General features: G+C 71.3%; 14 protein-coding genes. 3 read left to right on the top strand and 11 right to left on the bottom strand.

What is annotated here, in order from left to right; genetic code table 11:
• Window positions 1–63 precede the first annotated feature (63 nt).
• From ACZ56E_RS27990 to pdhA, 3 genes are read right to left on the bottom strand one after another with little or no spacing between them, the layout of a single operon-like run.
• Window positions 64–1533 (bottom strand): dihydrolipoamide acetyltransferase family protein, encoded by a 1470-nt coding sequence (locus ACZ56E_RS27990; RefSeq protein ID WP_471218329.1) that lies wholly within the window; start codon window positions 1531–1533, stop codon window positions 64–66.
• A gap of 13 nt (window positions 1534–1546) precedes the next feature.
• A complete protein-coding gene (locus ACZ56E_RS27985; protein WP_468607382.1) occupies window positions 1547–2527 on the bottom strand; it encodes an alpha-ketoacid dehydrogenase subunit beta in 981 nt (326 codons plus the stop codon).
• Between the two features lie 2 nt (window positions 2528–2529).
• Window positions 2530–3729 (bottom strand): pyruvate dehydrogenase (acetyl-transferring) E1 component subunit alpha, encoded by a 1200-nt coding sequence (gene pdhA / locus ACZ56E_RS27980; RefSeq protein ID WP_471218327.1) that lies wholly within the window; start codon window positions 3727–3729, stop codon window positions 2530–2532.
• A gap of 382 nt (window positions 3730–4111) precedes the next feature.
• Between pdhA and ACZ56E_RS27975 the strand changes: the two genes are divergently transcribed.
• Both ACZ56E_RS27975 and ACZ56E_RS27970 read left to right on the top strand, forming a co-directional pair.
• Entirely contained in the window at window positions 4112–4774 is a 663-nt protein-coding gene (locus ACZ56E_RS27975; RefSeq protein WP_468607378.1) for a response regulator, read from the top strand.
• A 106-nt stretch (window positions 4775–4880) separates the two neighbouring features.
• On the top strand, window positions 4881–5303 hold the full coding sequence (locus tag ACZ56E_RS27970; RefSeq protein WP_471218326.1) for a pyridoxamine 5'-phosphate oxidase family protein: 423 nt from the start codon (window positions 4881–4883) through the stop codon (window positions 5301–5303).
• Between the two features lie 21 nt (window positions 5304–5324).
• Here ACZ56E_RS27970 and ACZ56E_RS27965 read toward each other — a convergent pair whose 3' ends face one another.
• The gene (locus tag ACZ56E_RS27965; protein WP_471218324.1) at window positions 5325–6893 is read right to left on the bottom strand and encodes a protein kinase domain-containing protein; all 1569 of its coding nucleotides are present in this window, start codon (window positions 6891–6893) and stop codon (window positions 5325–5327) included.
• Window positions 6894–7199: 306 nt separating this feature from the next.
• On the opposite strand from ACZ56E_RS27965, the gene ACZ56E_RS27960 reads away from it, so the two are divergent.
• The gene (locus ACZ56E_RS27960; protein ID WP_471218322.1) at window positions 7200–8876 is read left to right on the top strand and encodes a protein kinase domain-containing protein; all 1677 of its coding nucleotides are present in this window, start codon (window positions 7200–7202) and stop codon (window positions 8874–8876) included.
• A 135-nt stretch (window positions 8877–9011) separates the two neighbouring features.
• Here the strand turns inward: ACZ56E_RS27960 and ACZ56E_RS27955 are convergent, their stop codons facing one another.
• From ACZ56E_RS27955 to ACZ56E_RS27925, 7 genes are all read right to left on the bottom strand, one after another.
• Complete coding sequence (locus tag ACZ56E_RS27955; RefSeq protein ID WP_362988142.1) at window positions 9012–9557, bottom strand: bacterial proteasome activator family protein; 546 nt, start codon at window positions 9555–9557, stop codon at window positions 9012–9014.
• A gap of 65 nt (window positions 9558–9622) precedes the next feature.
• Complete coding sequence (locus ACZ56E_RS27950) at window positions 9623–10126, bottom strand: hypothetical protein (protein ID WP_471218320.1); 504 nt, start codon at window positions 10124–10126, stop codon at window positions 9623–9625.
• Window positions 10127–10282: 156 nt separating this feature from the next.
• Complete coding sequence (locus ACZ56E_RS27945; protein ID WP_471218318.1) at window positions 10283–11260, bottom strand: NAD(P)H-quinone oxidoreductase; 978 nt, start codon at window positions 11258–11260, stop codon at window positions 10283–10285.
• 163 nt (window positions 11261–11423) lie between these two features.
• Complete coding sequence (locus tag ACZ56E_RS27940) at window positions 11424–12521, bottom strand: potassium channel family protein (protein ID WP_471218316.1); 1098 nt, start codon at window positions 12519–12521, stop codon at window positions 11424–11426.
• Window positions 12518–14176 (bottom strand): molybdopterin molybdotransferase MoeA, encoded by a 1659-nt coding sequence (locus ACZ56E_RS27935; RefSeq protein ID WP_471218315.1) that lies wholly within the window; start codon window positions 14174–14176, stop codon window positions 12518–12520. Before ACZ56E_RS27935 ends, ACZ56E_RS27940 begins: the two co-directional genes overlap by 4 nt.
• A complete protein-coding gene (locus tag ACZ56E_RS27930; protein ID WP_471218408.1) occupies window positions 14173–15240 on the bottom strand; it encodes an NTP transferase domain-containing protein in 1068 nt (355 codons plus the stop codon). Before ACZ56E_RS27930 ends, ACZ56E_RS27935 begins: the two co-directional genes overlap by 4 nt.
• 162 nt (window positions 15241–15402) lie before the next feature.
• Window positions 15403–16827, bottom strand: a complete 1425-nt coding sequence (locus tag ACZ56E_RS27925; RefSeq protein WP_471218314.1) for a dihydrolipoamide acetyltransferase family protein — start codon at window positions 16825–16827, stop codon at window positions 15403–15405.
• Window position 16828: the final 1 nt, after the last annotated feature.

Below are 16828 nucleotides of genomic sequence, written 5' to 3'. Positions count from 1 at the left end.
GTGAAGGGGCCTGCCGCGTGATCGCGGCAGGCCCCTTCTCGTGCGTCCTTACGACGTCCGTCCCTATGCCCAGGTCATGAGCCGCTTCGGCTGCTCCAGGATCGCCGCCACGTCGGCGAGCACCTTGGATCCCAGCTCCCCGTCCACCAGGCGGTGGTCGAAGGACAGCGCCAGCGTCGTCACCTGGCGGGGCTTGACCTTGCCCTTGTGGACCCACGGCTGGAGCTTGATCGCGCCGACCGCGAGGATCGCGGACTCGCCCGGATTCAGGATCGGGGTGCCCGTGTCGACGCCGAAGACGCCGACGTTCGTGATCGTCACCGTGCCGCCCTGCATGGCCGCGGGCGAGGTCTTGCCCGTCCGCGCCGTGCCGACCAACTCGCCGAGCGCCTCGGCCAGTTCGGGCAGGGTCTTCGCGTGCGCGTCCTTGATGTTCGGCACGATCAGACCGCGCGGGGTGGCCGCGGCGATGCCGAGGTTCACATAGTGCTTCTGGACGATCTCCTGATTGGCCTCGTCCCAGGCGGCGTTGATGTCGGGATTCCGCCTGATCGCGACCAGCAGGGCCTTGGAGATGAGCAGCAGCGGATTGACCCGCAGGCCGTCGAAGGCCTTGTCCTGCTTGAGCTCCTCGACCAGCTTCATGGTCCGCGTCACGTCGATCGTCACGAACTCCGTGACGTGCGGCGCCGTGAACGCCGATTCGACCATCGCCTGCGCGGTGACCTTGCGGACGCCCTTGACCGGGATACGGGTCTCGCGGGCGGCGTCGCCGCTCACCACGGGAGCGGGAGCGGCCGCGGGCGCGGGCACCGACGCCGGCGCGGCCGTCGGCGCGGGCGCCTCCGTCACCACCGGCTGCGGGGCCGGGGCCACCGCCGCGTGCACGTCCTCGCGGGTGATGATCCCGTCGGGACCGGACGGCGTGACCGTCGTCAGGTCCACGCCGAGGTCCTTGGCGAGCTTGCGGACGGGGGGCTTGGCGAGCGGCCGGGCACCGCCGTGCCCGTTCAGGGACGGTGACTGCGGTGCCGGGACGGCCGGAGCCGGATCGGCCGCAGGAGCGGCGGGCGCCTCCGTCGCGGCGGGCTTGCGGGCGCGTCGCTTGGTGGAGGACTCGGCGACCCCGTAACCGACCAGTACGGGCTTGCGGCCCTGCGGGGCGTCGGCCTCGGACTCGGCGGCCTCGGGCTCGGGGGCCCGCACCGGCTCCTGCACCGGCGTCGGCTCGGGCACCGCCGCCTGCTCGGGCGCCGCCGAGGCACCCGCGCCGCCCGACACGTCCACCGCGATGATCACCTGGCCGACGTCGACCGTGGTGCCCTCCGGGAACCGGAGCTCGCGTACGACACCGTTGAACGGAATGGGGAGCTCGACCGCGGCCTTCGCCGTCTCGACCTCGCACACCACCTGGCCGTCGGTGACGGTGTCGCCCACCGCCACGTACCACTTGAGGATCTCCGCCTCGGTGAGTCCCTCGCCCACGTCGGGCATCTTGAACTCGGCAAGAGCTGTGTCTGTCATCGTCGTCACGACCCTCTCCCCCTCAGTACGCCAGCGAGCGGTCGACGGCGTCGAGCACCCTGTCGAGGCCCGGCAGGTACTCCTCCTCGAGCCGCGCCGGCGGATACGGCGCGTGATAGCCGCCGACCCTGAGCACGGGCGCCTCCAGGTGGTAGAAGCACCGCTCGGTGATGCGCGCCGCGATCTCCGCGCCCGTGCCCAGGAAGACCGGGGCCTCGTGCACGACGACGAGCCGCCGCGTCTTCTCGACCGAGGCCTGCACGGTGTCGAAGTCGATCGGCGACATGGAGCGCAGGTCCACGACCTCCAGGGACTTGCCCTCCTCCTCGGCGGCCGCGGCCGCCTCCAGGCAGACCTTCACCATCGGGCCGTACGCCGCGAGCGTGAGGTCGCTGCCCTCGCGGGCGACGACGGCCTTGTGCAGGGGGCCGGGGAAGGCGTCCTTGTCGACCTCGCTCTTGTCCCAGTACCGCCGCTTCGGCTCGAAGAAGATCACCGGGTCGTCGCTCTGGATGGCCTGCTGCATCATCCAGTAGGCATCCGCCGAGTTCGACGGAGAGACCACCTTCAGGCCCGCCACGTGCGCGAAGAGCGCCTCGGGCGACTCGCTGTGGTGCTCGACCGCGCCGATCCCGCCGCCGTACGGAATGCGGATGACGACCGGCATCTTGATCTTGCCGAGCGCGCGGGCGTGCATCTTCGCGAGCTGGGTGACGATCTGGTCGTACGCCGGGAAGACGAAGCCGTCGAACTGGATCTCCACCACCGGGCGGTACCCGCGCAGCGCGAGGCCGATGGCAGTGCCGACGATGCCGGACTCGGCGAGCGGGGTGTCGATGACCCGCTCCTCGCCGAAGTCCTTCTGCAGCCCGTCCGTGACGCGGAAGACGCCGCCGAGCTTGCCGACGTCCTCACCCATGATGAGGACCTTCGGGTCGTTCTCCAGCGCGGTGCGCAGCGATTCGTTGATCGCCTTGGCGATGGGAAGTTTCTGGACAGCCATGGTTACTTGCCCTCCCCGCCCGCGGGGGCGTCCGCGAACGACGCCTGATAGGCGGCGAACTGGGCGCGCTCCTCGTCCACGAGCGCGTGCCCGTCCGCATAGGCGTTCTCGAAGATCGCCATCAGATCCGGATCCGGCATCGCCCGCACCACCTCTCGCACTCGCTTGCCCAACGCTTCGCTCTCGTCGTCGAGTTCCGCGAAAAATCCCTCATCCGCGTGACCTTCGGACTCGAGGTAGGCCCGCAGCCGCAGAATCGGGTCCTTGGCCTCCCAGGCCACCCGCTCGTCGTCGTTGCGGTACTTGCTCGGGTCGTCGGACGTGGTGTGCGCGCCCATGCGGTAGGTGAACGCCTCGATCAGCGCCGGGCCCTCGCCCGCGCGCGCCCGCTCCAGCGCCCACTTGGTGACCGCGAGACAGGCCAGCACGTCATTGCCGTCGACCCGCACACCGGGGAAGCCGTAGCCCTGCGCGCGCTGGTAGAGCGGCACCCGGGTCTGCTTCTCGGTGGGCTCGGAGATCGCCCACTGGTTGTTCTGGCAGAAGAACACGACCGGGGCGTTGTAGACCGCGGAGAAGGTGAACGATTCGGCCACGTCGCCCTGGCTGGAAGCGCCGTCTCCGAAGTACGCGATCACGGCCGAGTCCGCGCCGTCCTTGGCCACGCCCATCGCGTAGCCGGTGGCGTGCAGGGTCTGCGAGCCGATGACGATCGTGTACAGGTGGAAATTGTTGCTGTTCGGGTCCCAGCCGCCGTTGTTCACGCCGCGGAACATGCCGAGCAGGTTCGTCGGGTCGACCCCGCGGCACCAGGCGACCCCGTGCTCGCGGTACGTGGGGAACACGTAGTCGTCGTCGCGGGTGGCCCGGCCGGAACCGATCTGGGCGGCCTCCTGGCCGAGCAGCGAGGCCCACAGGCCCAGCTCGCCCTGGCGCTGGAGGGAGGTGGCCTCGGCGTCGAAGCGGCGGGTGAGGACCATGTCGCGGTAGAGCCCGCGCAGTTCCTCGGCGGTGATGTCGGCGACGTACGCGTCGTACACCGCGTTCTTCGCGTTCTTGACCCGCTTGCCCTCGGGCGTCAGCAGTTGTACGAGCTCGGGCTCCGTGCTTTTCTGCGGCGCGGGCTTCTTGGCGCTTGCGCGCTTGCCGCCGCTCGTCGTGCTGCGGCGCGGTTTGCGCGCGGCGGTGCTCTCCACGGTCACGTGTGCTCCTCCGTCGGTCCGGCCCCCGGGGTTACCGGGAAAGCCAGTACGGCTCGCCTGGTCCGTGCCCGCGCACGGGGTGGGTGCGACTCAGCCGGGAAACAGGCGTGACAGGTGTCCCGGCGAACGCCCTGCACAAAGCACGTTACCCAGTGCGTCCCAATTCTGTGAAACCCCATCTGACCTGCGAATTTGCTTGGATTTCCAAGTATCCGACTGCTTGGATTTCCGAGTAAATCGAGAAAGTCGGGAACACTTCCTGGTCACAGCACTGATCACAGCCTGGCAGGGGGCCGGAACACCGGCACGTTATCCCGGCCACCCCGGGCATTGGAAGGGTTCCGCCCGGGCACCCGAAGAGATCGTGTGTGAGACTGGCTCCGTGCGCGAAGACGGAAAAATTACGGTTTTCCTCCTCGACGACCATGAAGTGGTCCGCCGTGGAGTCCATGAGCTGCTCTCCGTGGAGTCCGACATCGAGGTCGTCGGCGAGGCCGGCACCGCGGCAGACGCCCTGGTCAGGATCCCCGCGACCCGGCCCGACGTGGCCGTGCTCGACGTGCGCCTGCCGGACGGCAGCGGTGTGGAGGTGTGCCGCGAGATCCGTTCGCAGAACGAGGACATCAAGTGTCTGATGCTCACCTCGTTCGCCGACGACGAGGCCCTCTTCGACGCGATCATGGCCGGTGCCTCCGGATATGTCCTCAAGGCGATCCGCGGCAATGAGCTCCTCAGCGCCGTGCGGGACGTCGCCGCCGGCAAGTCCCTGCTCGACCCCGTCGCCACGGCCCGGGTCCTGGAGCGGCTGCGCGACGGCAACAACGCCAAGGGCGACGACCGTCTCGCCAACCTCACCGACCAGGAGCGGAAGATCCTCGACCTGATCGGCGAGGGTCTGACCAACCGCGTGATCGGCGAGCGGCTGCACCTGGCCGAGAAGACGATCAAGAATTACGTCTCCAGCCTGCTGTCCAAGCTGGGCATGGAGCGCCGCTCCCAGGCGGCCGCCTATGTGGCGCGCATGCAGGCGGAGAAGCAGCACTGAGCAGGTGACCCGGCGGGTCGGACGGCTTGGCCAGGGACTTACGTCCCCGGTTCATGAGGGCGGGGTCCTCTTTTCCTGCGCCCCGCCCGTGAACCATGGTGGGGAAATGCCCACCGATGACGAGCTCGCCCTCGAACTGCTCGGCCGCACCGACTACGGCCGAGTGGCGACCAGCATGCGCGCGCTGCCCTTCCTCGCGGCGTCCCGGCACATCGTGGTGGACCGGAAGGTGCTGCTCCGCATGCACCGTGGATACGGCTACCACCAGGCCTGCGCCGGCAGCGTCGTCGCGTACGGCGCGGACAACCTCAATACGACGACCGTGCGCGACCTCCGCTGGACCGTGCAGCTCGTCGGCCTCTGCGAGGCGGTCGAGCCGACCGCGGCGGAACTGGAGCTCTTCGGCCGCGGGCCGCGCTTCGTGGACGGCGAACTCTTCGACCCGGTCTACCTGCGCATCGAGCCGCAGTTCTGCACGGTCCACACCCTGCGGGCGGGCGAGGACCGGCACCTTCAGCACGTGCTGTAGACCCCGGGCCGCCGCAGGGGGTCAGAGACCGCCGCCCCCGTTGTCGCCCCCGCCGTTCTCGGCACCCTCGTCGTCGCCCTCCGGCGGCGTCGGGTCCTGGGAGGGCTCCGTCGGGTCCTGGGTGGGCGTCGTCGGGTCCTCGGTGGGCTGCGTCGGATCCTGGGTGGGCTGCGTCGGGTCGTCGGTCGGCCGGGACGGGTTGCCCGTCGGTCCTGTCGGGTTGGTCGGCTGGTTCGTCGGCGGGTCGTAGTCCGTCTCGCCGCCGGTGCCGGTGCCCGGGTCCGCCGTCTCGTCCGACGTCTTCTCGTCCGCGCTCTTGCTCGGCTCCTTCGACTGCGACTGCTTCGTCGCGGGAGTCTTCGGCGGGTCCTTCTTCTCCTTGTTGTCGGTCGCGCTCAGCGCGAACGCGACGCCCACCGCGATCGCGATGATCGCGAGCACGACGAAGAGCAGCATCTTGCCGCGGCCGCCCCTGCCGCCGCGCGGCCCGCCGTCGAAGCCGCCGTCGTCGCCCGGCGGACGCAGCATGGGGCTCGGGATCTGCGCGGTCCCGGAGTCCGGGTGCGCCATCGCGGTGGTGCCCGCGACGCCCATGGCGGGGGTGCGGCCGCCCTCGTGCGTCTCGACGGGCCCGGTGTTCCAGGTGCCCGTGTGGCTGCCCTGCTCGTTCAGCATCTGGAGCCCGTACTGGACGAGGCCGCGCATCTCCTCGGCGGTCTGGAACCGGTCGTCCGGGTCCTTCGCGAGGGAGCGCATGACGAGCCCGTCCAGCTCCGGCGGCGCCGCGTCCGAGACCTCGGACGGCGGCACGGCCTGGTCCTGGACGTGCTGGTAGACCACGGAGAGCGGCGTCTCACCGGTGAACGGGGGCCGCAGCGCGAGCAGCTCGTAGAGGAGACAGCCGGTCGCGTACAGGTCGGACCGGTGGTCGACGGCCTTGCCGAGCGCCTGCTCGGGCGACAGGTACTGGGGCGTGCCCATGACCATGCCGGTCTGCGTCATCGTCGACTGCGCACCGTGCAGGGCGCGCGCGATGCCGAAGTCCATCACCTTCACCGCACCGGTGTTGGTGATGATCACGTTCGCGGGCTTGATGTCGCGGTGCACGATGCCGTGCTGGTGCGAATACGCCAGCGCCTCGAGCACACCCGACACGATGATCAGAGCCTGCTCCGGACCCGGCGCCTCCGCGTTGAGCAGCAGCTCGCGGATCGTCCGGCCCTCGACGATCTCCATGACGATGTACGGGACGACGCTCGGCCCGACGACGTCTTCACCGGAGTCGTACACCGCGACCACGGCGTGGTGGTTGAGACCGGCGACGGACTGCGCCTCGCGCGTGAAACGGGCCTTGGAGACCGGGTCCTCGGCGAGGTCGGAGCGGAGCAGCTTGACCGCGACCGTACGCCCGAGACGTACGTCCTCGGCGGCGAAGACCTCGGCCATGCCGCCCCGGCCGAGTCTGTGCGTCAGCCGGTACCGGCCGTCACCCACAAGCCCGCCGTTGCCCCACAATTCAGGCGCGTCTGACATACCGCCGCCAGTCGCCTCGGGGTCGGACGGGCCCTGAGCGCGCTGCGTCTGTGCCATCAGTCCTCGCCGTCGTTTCTGGTCGTGGTACTTGGTACTGAGTACGTCGCGGTACGGGGTACTCCGACGGGCCACGCTACAGCCTTCGCGCCACCCGCCGGTTCGAGGTGGACCGGACATCAAAGCCGTCCCCGGGTCCCGCGCGCAAACTTGTAACGCTTCCGAGACGCTTCTTGCGCGTACGGTCACGGAACGGGCACCGAGCTTGACGCGTCATCGTCCTCGGGCAGACTTGGCCTGGAATAGCGGTTATCGATCACCAGCCGCGGAGCCGTCCGGCGGCCGCGCCAATGGGGGACGCACGAGATGAGCAGCCAGGACGGCGCACAGGGGCGGTACGCGGGGCGTTCGCTGGCCGGTGGCCGCTACCAACTGCGCGATCTGCTCGGCGAGGGCGGCATGGCGTCGGTGCACCTCGCCTACGACACCGTGCTCGACCGCCACGTGGCGATCAAGACGCTGCACACCGAGCTCGGCCGTGAACAGTCCTTCCGCGAGCGCTTCCGCCGCGAGGCCCAGTCGGTGGCGAAGCTCACTCACACGAACATCGTGTCGGTCTTCGACACCGGTGAGGACGACCTCGACGGCACGACCATGCCGTACATCGTCATGGAGTACGTCGAGGGCAAGCCGCTCGGCTCCGTGCTCGACGCGTCCGTCACGCAGTTCGGCGCGATGCCCACCGACCAGGCTCTGAAGATCACCGCCGATGTGCTGGCCGCGCTGGAGATCAGCCACGAGATGGGCCTGGTCCACCGCGACATCAAGCCGGGCAACGTCATGATGACCAAGCGCAACGTCGTGAAGGTCATGGACTTCGGCATCGCCCGTGCCATGCAGTCCGGCGTCACCTCCATGACGCAGACCGGCATGGTCGTCGGCACCCCGCAGTACCTCTCCCCGGAGCAGGCGCTCGGCCGCGGCGTCGACGCGCGCTCCGACCTGTACTCCGTCGGCATCATGCTGTTCCAGCTGACCACCGGCCGGCTGCCGTTCGAGGCGGACTCGCCGCTGGCCATCGCGTACGCGCACGTCCAGGAGGAGCCGGTCGCCCCCTCCTCGATCAACCGTTCCCTGCCGCCCGCGGTGGACGCGATCGTCGCCCGCGCGCTGAAGAAGAACCCGAACGAGCGCTTCCCGACCGCCGAGGCCATGCGCGACGAGTGCCTGCGCGTCGCCCAGTCCTTCCAGGCGGCGGCCCCCAGCATCGTGCCGGGCGCGCAGACGTCGAGCGGCGCGGGCGTCGGTTCCGCGGTGTTCCCGCCGGTCGACGCCTCGCTGCCGCAGCAGACCGGCGGCGTCCAGACGCCGTACCAGCCGGGTCAGCCGGGACAGCAGGGGCAGTCGGGGCAGTACGGCCCGTCGACGCCGACGCCCGCGCCGACCCCGACGCCCGGTTACGGCTACCCGCAGCAGGGCGGCTACCAGACCCCCTCGCCCACCAACGCGTACGCCCCGCAGCAGGGCGCGCACACCCCGCCGCCGTACAACATCTCGCCGCAGCCGGCCACGGCGACGTCCCCGTCCTCGGGCGGCCGAGGTGGCGGCAAGCGCAAGAACATGCCGGTGATCGTCGGCTCGATCGTCGTCGCCCTCCTCGCCATCGGCGGCCTGATCACCGCCGTCTCGCTCAGCGGCGGTGACGACGGCGGCAAGGAAGCCTCCGACGACAAGTCGAAGCAGCCGGTGGCGGGGCACAAGGGCCCCAACCGGAACATGACGATGGAAACCGACGAGTGCACCGAGCCCGACGTGGGCTACAACGACGAGGAAAAGATCAAGGTCCCGGACTTCACGTTCAAGGACTGGCAGTCCGCCCTCTCGTGCCTGCAGGCGGCCGGCTGGAGCTTCGACAAGCGCAAGGTCGACGAGAACGCCTACGGCGAGGACACGATCATGCGGCAGACCCCGAAGGAAGGCACGGAGGTCGACCCGAAGGGCCTGGAGATCCAGTTCGACGTCTCGACGGGCAACCCGGCGTAGCGCGGGTTCCGCTCACTCTTCTACGCCGAGGGGCTCGGTACGCGGGATGCGTACCGAGCCCCTCGGCGTAGCTGTTCGTGCGTGTGCACCGAGCCCCTCGGCGTCACTGTTCGGACGTGCGGGCGGGTGGGCCGACTACAGGTACGGGCCTCCCGTGCGGCCCGCGATGCCGCCGCTCTCGTCCTCGTCGTCGCCGCCACCCACACCCGGCGGCAGCGCCCTGCGCATCGACTCCAGCTGGGCCCGCGCCGCCATCTGCTGCGCGAACAGCGTCGTCTGAATCCCGTGGAAGAGGCCTTCCAGCCAGCCGACCAGCTGAGCCTGCGCGATCCGCAGCTCCGCGTCGCTCGGCGTCGCCTCCTCGGTGAAGGGCAGGGAGAGCCGCTCCAGCTCCTCGACCAGCTCGGGGGCGAGGCCGTCCTCCAGCTCCTTGACCGAGCTCGCGTGGATCTCCTTGAGGCGGACCCGGCTCGCCTCGTCGAGAGGAGCCGCCCGCACCTCCTCGAGCAGCTGCTTGATCATGCTGCCGATGCGCATCACCTTGGCCGGCTGTTCGACCATCTCCGTCACCGGGACCTCGCGGGATTCGTCGTCTCCGCCACCACCGAGAGCCATTCCGTCCTGGCCCACGACCAGGACCTGGGGGCTCTCCGGCGACCGTTCGTTCCTCGGCATCTCCATGCCGCCATTCTCTCGCACGCGTACATCACACATCGGTGGTGCCCCCGTTCGGGACTGATCCACCCTCAGCCGCGGCGCAGCCGCAGCCCGAGGAAGCCGAGGCCGAGGCCGATGAGGACCAGGCCCGCGCCGAGGGGCAGGACGCGGAGGTTCGGCAGGACGGGCCCGACGGGCGGCTGTCCCGCGGGCTCGAACGCAGAGTCCCGGTGCGCCGCCGGAGTCGGCATCGGCTGCTGCGGGGGCGGGGGGATCCGGGGCGGGGTGTAGGGGCGGGGCGGCAGGTCGGGGGGCAGCGGCTGGGCCCGCCCGGGCCGCTCACGGCCCTCGCCCGGACGGCTCCCGGCACGGGACGTCTCGTCGACGCTGGTGACGGGGCGCCGGGGCGGGGCGTCGGCCGCGTACGAGACGAGGCCGGGGAAGACCGCCGCCAGGACCGCGCAGAGCGCCGCGACGAGGAGGATGGGGCGGACGGGGCGACGGATCGCCCAGGAAGCCTGCATCGAGCTGACCCCCTCCCGCTGCCGGGTCGCCGAGATCAAGGCCGGGCCGCCGAGATCAAGAAGGATCACTGCATCAGCATCAAGCGTCACATGGCGCTATGAATCCGGCATCTCGACCCGGCGACCCGGCATCTCGGCACGGCGACCCGGCGCCCCGGCATCTCGGCACGGCGACCCAGCATCTCGGCACGGCGACCGAGGGCACTTGGCCTTGCGGCCAAGGGGCTACCGGGTGAGGAGCACCTTGCCGATGTGGCTGCTCTCCTCCAGGACCCGGTGCGCCGCCGCCGCGTCGCTCATCGGCACCGTCCGGTCGACGATGGGCCGCACATGGCCCCCGCCGATCAGCGGCCACACGTGCTCCCGCACCGCCGCGACGATGGACGCCTTCTCGGCGGCCGGGCGACCGCGCAGGGAGGTCGCGGTGACGGCGCCCCGCTTGTTGAGGAGCGCGCCGATGTTCAGCTCGCCCTTGGCGCCGCCCTGCATGCCGATGATGGCGAGCCTGCCGTTGACGGCGAGGGCCTTGACGTTCCGGTCCAGGTACTTCGCGCCCATGTTGTCGAGGATGACGTCCGCGCCCGCCCCGCCCGTGGCCCGCTCGATCTCCTCGACGAAGTCCTGCTCGCGGTAGTTGATGAGGACGTCCGCCCCGAGATCACCGCAGAACGCGAGCTTCTCCTTGGTGCCCGCCGTCACGGCGACCTTCGCGCCGACGGCCTTGGCGAGCTGGATCGCCATGGTGCCGATGCCGCTGGAACCACCGTGCGCCAGCAGCGTCTCGCCCGGCCGCAGGTGGGCGATCATGAAGACGTTGGACCAGACCGTCGAGGTCACCTCGGGCAGCGCGGCCGCCGTGACGAGGTCGACGCCATCGGGCACGGGCATCAGCTGACCGGCAGGCACGACGACCCGCTCCGCGTATCCGCCGCCGGAGAGCAGCGCGCACACCTCGTCGCCGACCGCCCAGCCGGAGACGCCGGGGCCAAGCGCGGCGATCCGGCCCGAGCACTCAAGGCCGGGATACGGGGAGGCGCCGGGCGGCGGGTTGTAGAACCCCTGCCGCTGCAGCAGATCGGCGCGGTTCACAGCGCTCGCCACCACGTCGACGAGCACCTCGCCCTCACCGGGCACGGGGTCGGACACCTCGGCCCAGACGAGCGCTTCAGGACCACCGGGTTCGGGAATCGTGATCGCATACATACGGCCGAGGCTACTCGCGTCGCCCACTCCCGCATTCGGCACGCACCCGTCGGCGTCGGGGCGTGGCGGGCCGTGGCCGGTCGGTGGCAGGGCAGCGGCAGGTCGGTGGCAGTGGCTTCGGTCCGGGGCGGCCGTGGTGGCCGTGGTGGCCGTAGTGGCCATGTCAGTTCGGTGGCAGGGGCTTCAGGTCCGGGGCGACCGTCGTGCCGGGGGAGGCGCGGACGATGGTGATCAGACGGTCCGTCAACTGCAGCTTGCCGACCGCCGGATCGTCGTAACCGAGGACCCGGTGCCCGCGTACGACGCTCACCACCAGGTCGTCCGTCTCCCGCACGCTGCGGCCCACCTCGGCCTTTATCACCGGCCGCTCGACGAGATCGAGCCCGCTGCCCTGCTGGATCAGGTCCTCCATGACCATGCCCGCGCTCGGGCTGAGCACGGAGAGCCCGAGCAGCCGCCCCGCCGCACTGGCGCTGGTGATCACGGCGTCCGCGCCGGACTGGCGGAGCAGCGGCGCGTTCTCCTCCTCGCGGACCGCCGCCACGATCTTCGCCCCGCGGTTCAGCTGACGCGCGGTGAGGGCGACCAGCACCGCCGTGTCGTCGCGCTGGGTCGCGATGATGATCTGGCGGGCCCGCTGCACCTCGGCGCGGAGCAGCACGTCGCTGCGCGTCGCGTCGCCGATGACGCCCGCGTACCCCTCCGCCGTGGCCGCGTCGACGACCTTCGCGCTGGGGTCGACGACCACGATCTGGTCCGGCTTCAGGCCGGTGGCGCAGACGGTCTGGATCGCGGAGCGACCCTTCGTACCGAAGCCGACGACAACAGTGTGTTCACGCAAGTTGGACCTCCAGCGGGACAGACGCCATTCCTCGCGCGTCCGTTCCGTGAGCACTTCGAGGGTGGTGCCGACCAGGATGATCAGGAAGAGCACGCGCAGGGGCGTGATCAGGAGGATGTTGGTGAGCCGGGCACTGTCGCTGTACGGGACGATGTCGCCGTAACCGGTGGTGGAGAGCGTGACCGTCGCGTAGTACGCGGAGTCGAGGAAGTCGACGTGCTGGTCCGAGTTGTCGTGGTACCCGCTGCGGTCCATCCATACGAGGAACGTCGTCAGGGCGAGCACCAACAGCGCCATCGCGAGACGCCGGGTGACCTGCCGCAACGGCCGTACGACCGCACGCTGGGGCAGTTTGATCCGGTAGGTCGCGTGGTGCTCGTCGGGGTGACGCGCGATGGCGTCATGCCCGGGAAGTTTCACGTGAAACGCTCCTCGCCGTCGTCTACGGCTGCTTCGGCTCCGGTACGGGAGCGGGTGCCAGTTGTGGTGCCGGGCCCGTCCACTTCGACCGGCCCACCGTACAAATCGGTGTCCACACCCGTGCCCACATCCGGCACCGCCCATGGCAGGTCCAGGACCTCCAACTCCTGTCCCCTGCGCGCCCCGCCGGGCGGCACGACCGCGAGCCCGTCGGCCGCCGCGATGCCGCGCAGCATCGCCGGACCGTTGAAGTGCAGCGGCACGGCCAGGTCGCCGCGCAGCGCGACGGGGACGAGGCGGGTGTCGTACGGGTGCCCTTGGACGGCGTCGCGCACGGGCGCGGTGTACGTCGAGGGGCCGCCGCAGCCGGACACGCGCCCGGAGAGCGTGCGGAGCAGGGGCTCGGCGAGGGTCAGCAGCCCGGACACGGCGGCGAGCGGGTTCCCTGGCAGACCGACGAGGTGCTGTCCCGGCCGGATACGGGCCAGCAGCATGGGGTGCCCGGGCCGCACCGCGACCCCGTCCACGAGCAGGTCGGCACCGATGCGGCGCAGGGTGGGGTGCACGTGGTCGACCGGTCCCGACGCGGTGCCGCCCGTCGTGACGATCAGCTCGGCGGTGGACGCCGTGATCGCCCGGTGCAGGGCTTCGGCGTCGTCCCCGAGGCGCCGGACAGCGGTCACTTCGGCACCGAGGGAGTGCAGCCAGGGCGGCAGCATGGGGCCGAGCGCGTCCCGGATGAGGCCGTCGTGAGGGAGGCCCTCCGTCAGCAACTCGTCGCCCAGGACCAGGACTTCGGCGCGAGGCCTGCGGACCACCGGCAGCGTGTCGTACCCGGCGGCGGCGGCCAGGCCGAGCACGGCGGGCGTCACCAGGGCGCCGGCCGGCAGCAGGTGGTCTCCGGAGCGGCACTCCTGGCCGCGCGGACGGATGTCCTGGCCGGGGACGACCGCGCGCAGGGCGTGGAGCTTGCCCTTGTCGTCGGTCCGGCCGTGCTCGCTGCGCAGCACCGCGGTGGCGTCCTGCGGGATGCGGGCGCCCGTGGCGATGCGCACGGCCTCTCCGTCGGTGAGCGCCTCGGGGCGGCCGTGCCCGGCGAGGATGCCGTCGGCCCGGCCGTCGGCCCGTACGTGCCAGGGGCCCGGGCCCGCGACGACCCAGCCGTCCATGGCGGAGGTGTCGAAGGACGGCAGGTCCGTCAGGGCGGTGAGCGGCGCGGCGAGGATCAGACCGAGGGCCCGGCCCAGGGGGGCGGGGACGGGCTCGCTCCCGGGGCGGGGGACGGCCCGCTCGGCACGGGCGCGAGCGGCGGGCCAGGGTGTGATGTCGCGGTGTTTGGTGTCGCCGGGGGTGGTGGGGGCGGGGGTGGTGGGGTCGGCGGACCGGGAGGCGGGGGTGGATGCGGCCGACCATGGCCCTGAGGCGGACTCGGGCCTCGGGCTCGACCCTGGTCCCGGCCCCGGCCCCGGTCCTGGCCCCCGCCCCGGGGGTGACGCTGATGCCGATGCGGAGGGCGAGGCCGATGCCGGCGCAGCGGAGGCTGCCTGGGAGGCGGAGGCCGAACGGAAAGCGGCGTCGGCGTGCCCGGCGCGGTCCCCGTTCACCAGGGCAAGCGCCTCTTCGAGCTCGGCGTCCGGCGCGGGCTGCCCGGTCATCCGGCGTCCGGAGGCGTATGGGAGGGGTCGGGCTTCGCGTCCTGCCGGTCCTCGTCCGCCCAGCGGGCCGCGAGCGCCACGGCCTTGCGCGTCGCCTCGGCCACCGCCTCCGCGCCGTCGGCCGCGCCACCCGTGGCGGAGGCCCGCGCGGCCGCCTGCGCCGCCGCGTATCCGACGAGGAAGGTGGTCAGCGGTGCCGCCGGCCTGGCCACACCGTGCGCGGCGTCGCGAGCGAGGTCGAGGAGGGCGCCGGTGTCGACGTCCAGCTCGATGCCCAGCTCGTCCTTGACTGCGGAAATCCATTCATCCAACACGTTGCCATGCTCCCTGATGCGCGCCCGGGCGGTGGCGATGTCGTCCCAGGTGTCGCAGTCGAAAGCGGCGACGGGATCGGCGACCCGCGTGAGGGCGAGCCGAGCGGTGAGCCGCCGCAACGGCAGCCCGACGAGCGCACGGGTCTCCCTGTGAGGATCAGCGGCGTTCCCGGCGTGAGCGGTGTTCCCGGCCTCAGTGACGTGGGCGGCGTCAGCGGCGTTCCCGACGTGAGCGGCGTGGGCGGCGTTCCCGACGTGAGCGGCGTCAGCGGCGTCAGCGGCGTCAGCGGCGTTCCCGGCGTGAGCGGCGACAGCAGCGTGAGCGGCGTCATGTGCGATCGCCGCGATCTCCCGCCGGAGGGCGTCCCGCCGATAGGCCGCGACGAGCGGCTGGTCACGGCCGTCGGGGTCGGTGAGGACCGCCCCGTCCGCGCCGCTCTCGTCGAGGGCGGCGAGCAGGCCTCGTACGGTCTCCGCGCCCAGGAACGGCAGGTCGGCGGAGAGCACCACCACGCGCTCCGCCACGGTGTGCCGGAGCCCCGCGTCGAGCGCGGCCAGAGGGCCGCCGCCCGCGGGCTCCTCGCGCGCCCACACCACGGGCCGCCCGGTCGGCCTCGGCGCGGCCACGACGACGGTGGTCCAGGCACCGGAACAGGCGGCCAGGACACGGTCGATCAACGTCCGGCCCCCGACCCGCACCCCCGGCTTGTCCGCACCGCCGAGCCGCGCGGCGCCGCCCCCGGCGAGCACCACGGCGTCGTACGGCCCGGCCTCGGCGTACGGCCGGGCCTCGGCGTAGGGCCCGGCCTCGTTTGTGGTCACCCTCCGAGTATGGGCGCACGAAGGATCATTGACACCCCTGAAAAAAGCCCTAGGGGAAAGGCGCTTGCGTCACGCGGACGCAAGGCCTGCTCACACCGACCGCAACAACACCGCCGGCTGCTCGACACAGTCCGCCACATAGCGCAGGAACCCGCCCGCCGTACCGCCGTCGCACACCCGGTGGTCGAAGGTGAGCGACAGCTGCACCACGTGCCGAACCGCCAACTCCCCCTGGTGTACCCACGGCTTGGGCACGATCCGACCCACACCGAGCATGGCCGCCTCGGGGTGGTTGATGATCGGCGTGGAACCGTCGACCCCGAACACCCCGTAGTTGTTGAGCGTGAAGGTCCCTCCGGTGAGCTCACCGGGGGTCAGCGAGCCCGCCCGCGCGCACTCCGTGAGCCGGATCAACTCCGCGTTGATCGACTCCGTCGACCGCGACTGGGAGTGCCGCACCACGGGAACGACCAGCCCCCGCTGGGTCTGCGCGGCGAAGCCGAGGTGGATGTCGGCGAACTGCCGCACCTCCCTCGCCTCCATGTCCACCGAGGAGTTGAGCTGGGGGAAGCGGGTCAGCGCGGCGACGCTGATACGGGCGAACAACGCCAGCAGCGACACCTTCTGGCTGCCGTCGCGTTCCGTCATCGCCGCGTTCATCGCCTTGCGGGCCGCCAGCAGCTCCGTCGCGTCGGCGTCGACCCAGCAGGTCGCCTCCGGTATCTCGCGTCGGCTGCGGGCCATCTTGTCCGCGACCAGGCCCCGGATACCGGTCAGCGGGTGACGGGATTCGAGGCCCGCCTTAAGCGGCTCCTCACCTGCCTCCACCTGGCGGCGCGCCTCGGCCCGCTTCGCGCGGATCTGCTCGTCGTCCTCACGGACCGCCGCCTTGGTCACTGCGGTCCTGTTGGCGGCGATGGCCGACTCGACATCGGCCCGCGTGATCAGCCCGTCCGGGCCCGAACCCACCAGGTGCCGCAGCTCGACCCCGTTCTCCCGCGCCAACTTCCGTACGAGAGGAGAGATCACCGGAACGGGCCCGTCCGAGGGGACCGAACCTGCCGGGGAAACCGAACCGTCCAGGACCTCGACCTGGGACGGCTCAGGTGAAGCGGAGTGCACCGCCTGCACCGGCTGGACAGGCCGGACCCTCCTGCGGCGCGCCGGCGCCGCCCCCGTGCCGTACCCGACCAGCACGTTCCCCGAGGACTCCTCGGCGGCCGTCTGCAGTGCCCGCTCGGCGGGCTCCTCCGGAGCCCGGGACCCGACCGCCTCCGCCGGAGCACCCACCGCCACCGTCAACAGCGGTGCCCCTACCGGCAGTTCCACGCCCTCCTCGCCGAAGCGAGCCGTGACCACGCCTCCGTAGGGGCATGGCACCTCGACCATCGCCTTGGCCGTCTCGACCTCGACGACCGGCTGGTCCACGGCGACGACGTCACCGACCTCGACGAGCCAGCGGACGATCTCCGCCTCGGTCAGCCCTTCCCCGAGGTCGGGCAGTTTGAATTCCATA

It is taken from the genome of Streptomyces sp. NPDC039480 (assembly GCF_055597165.1).
Note: the sequence above shows the minus strand (reverse complement) of the source record. Positions and strands in the feature narration are given on the sequence as shown.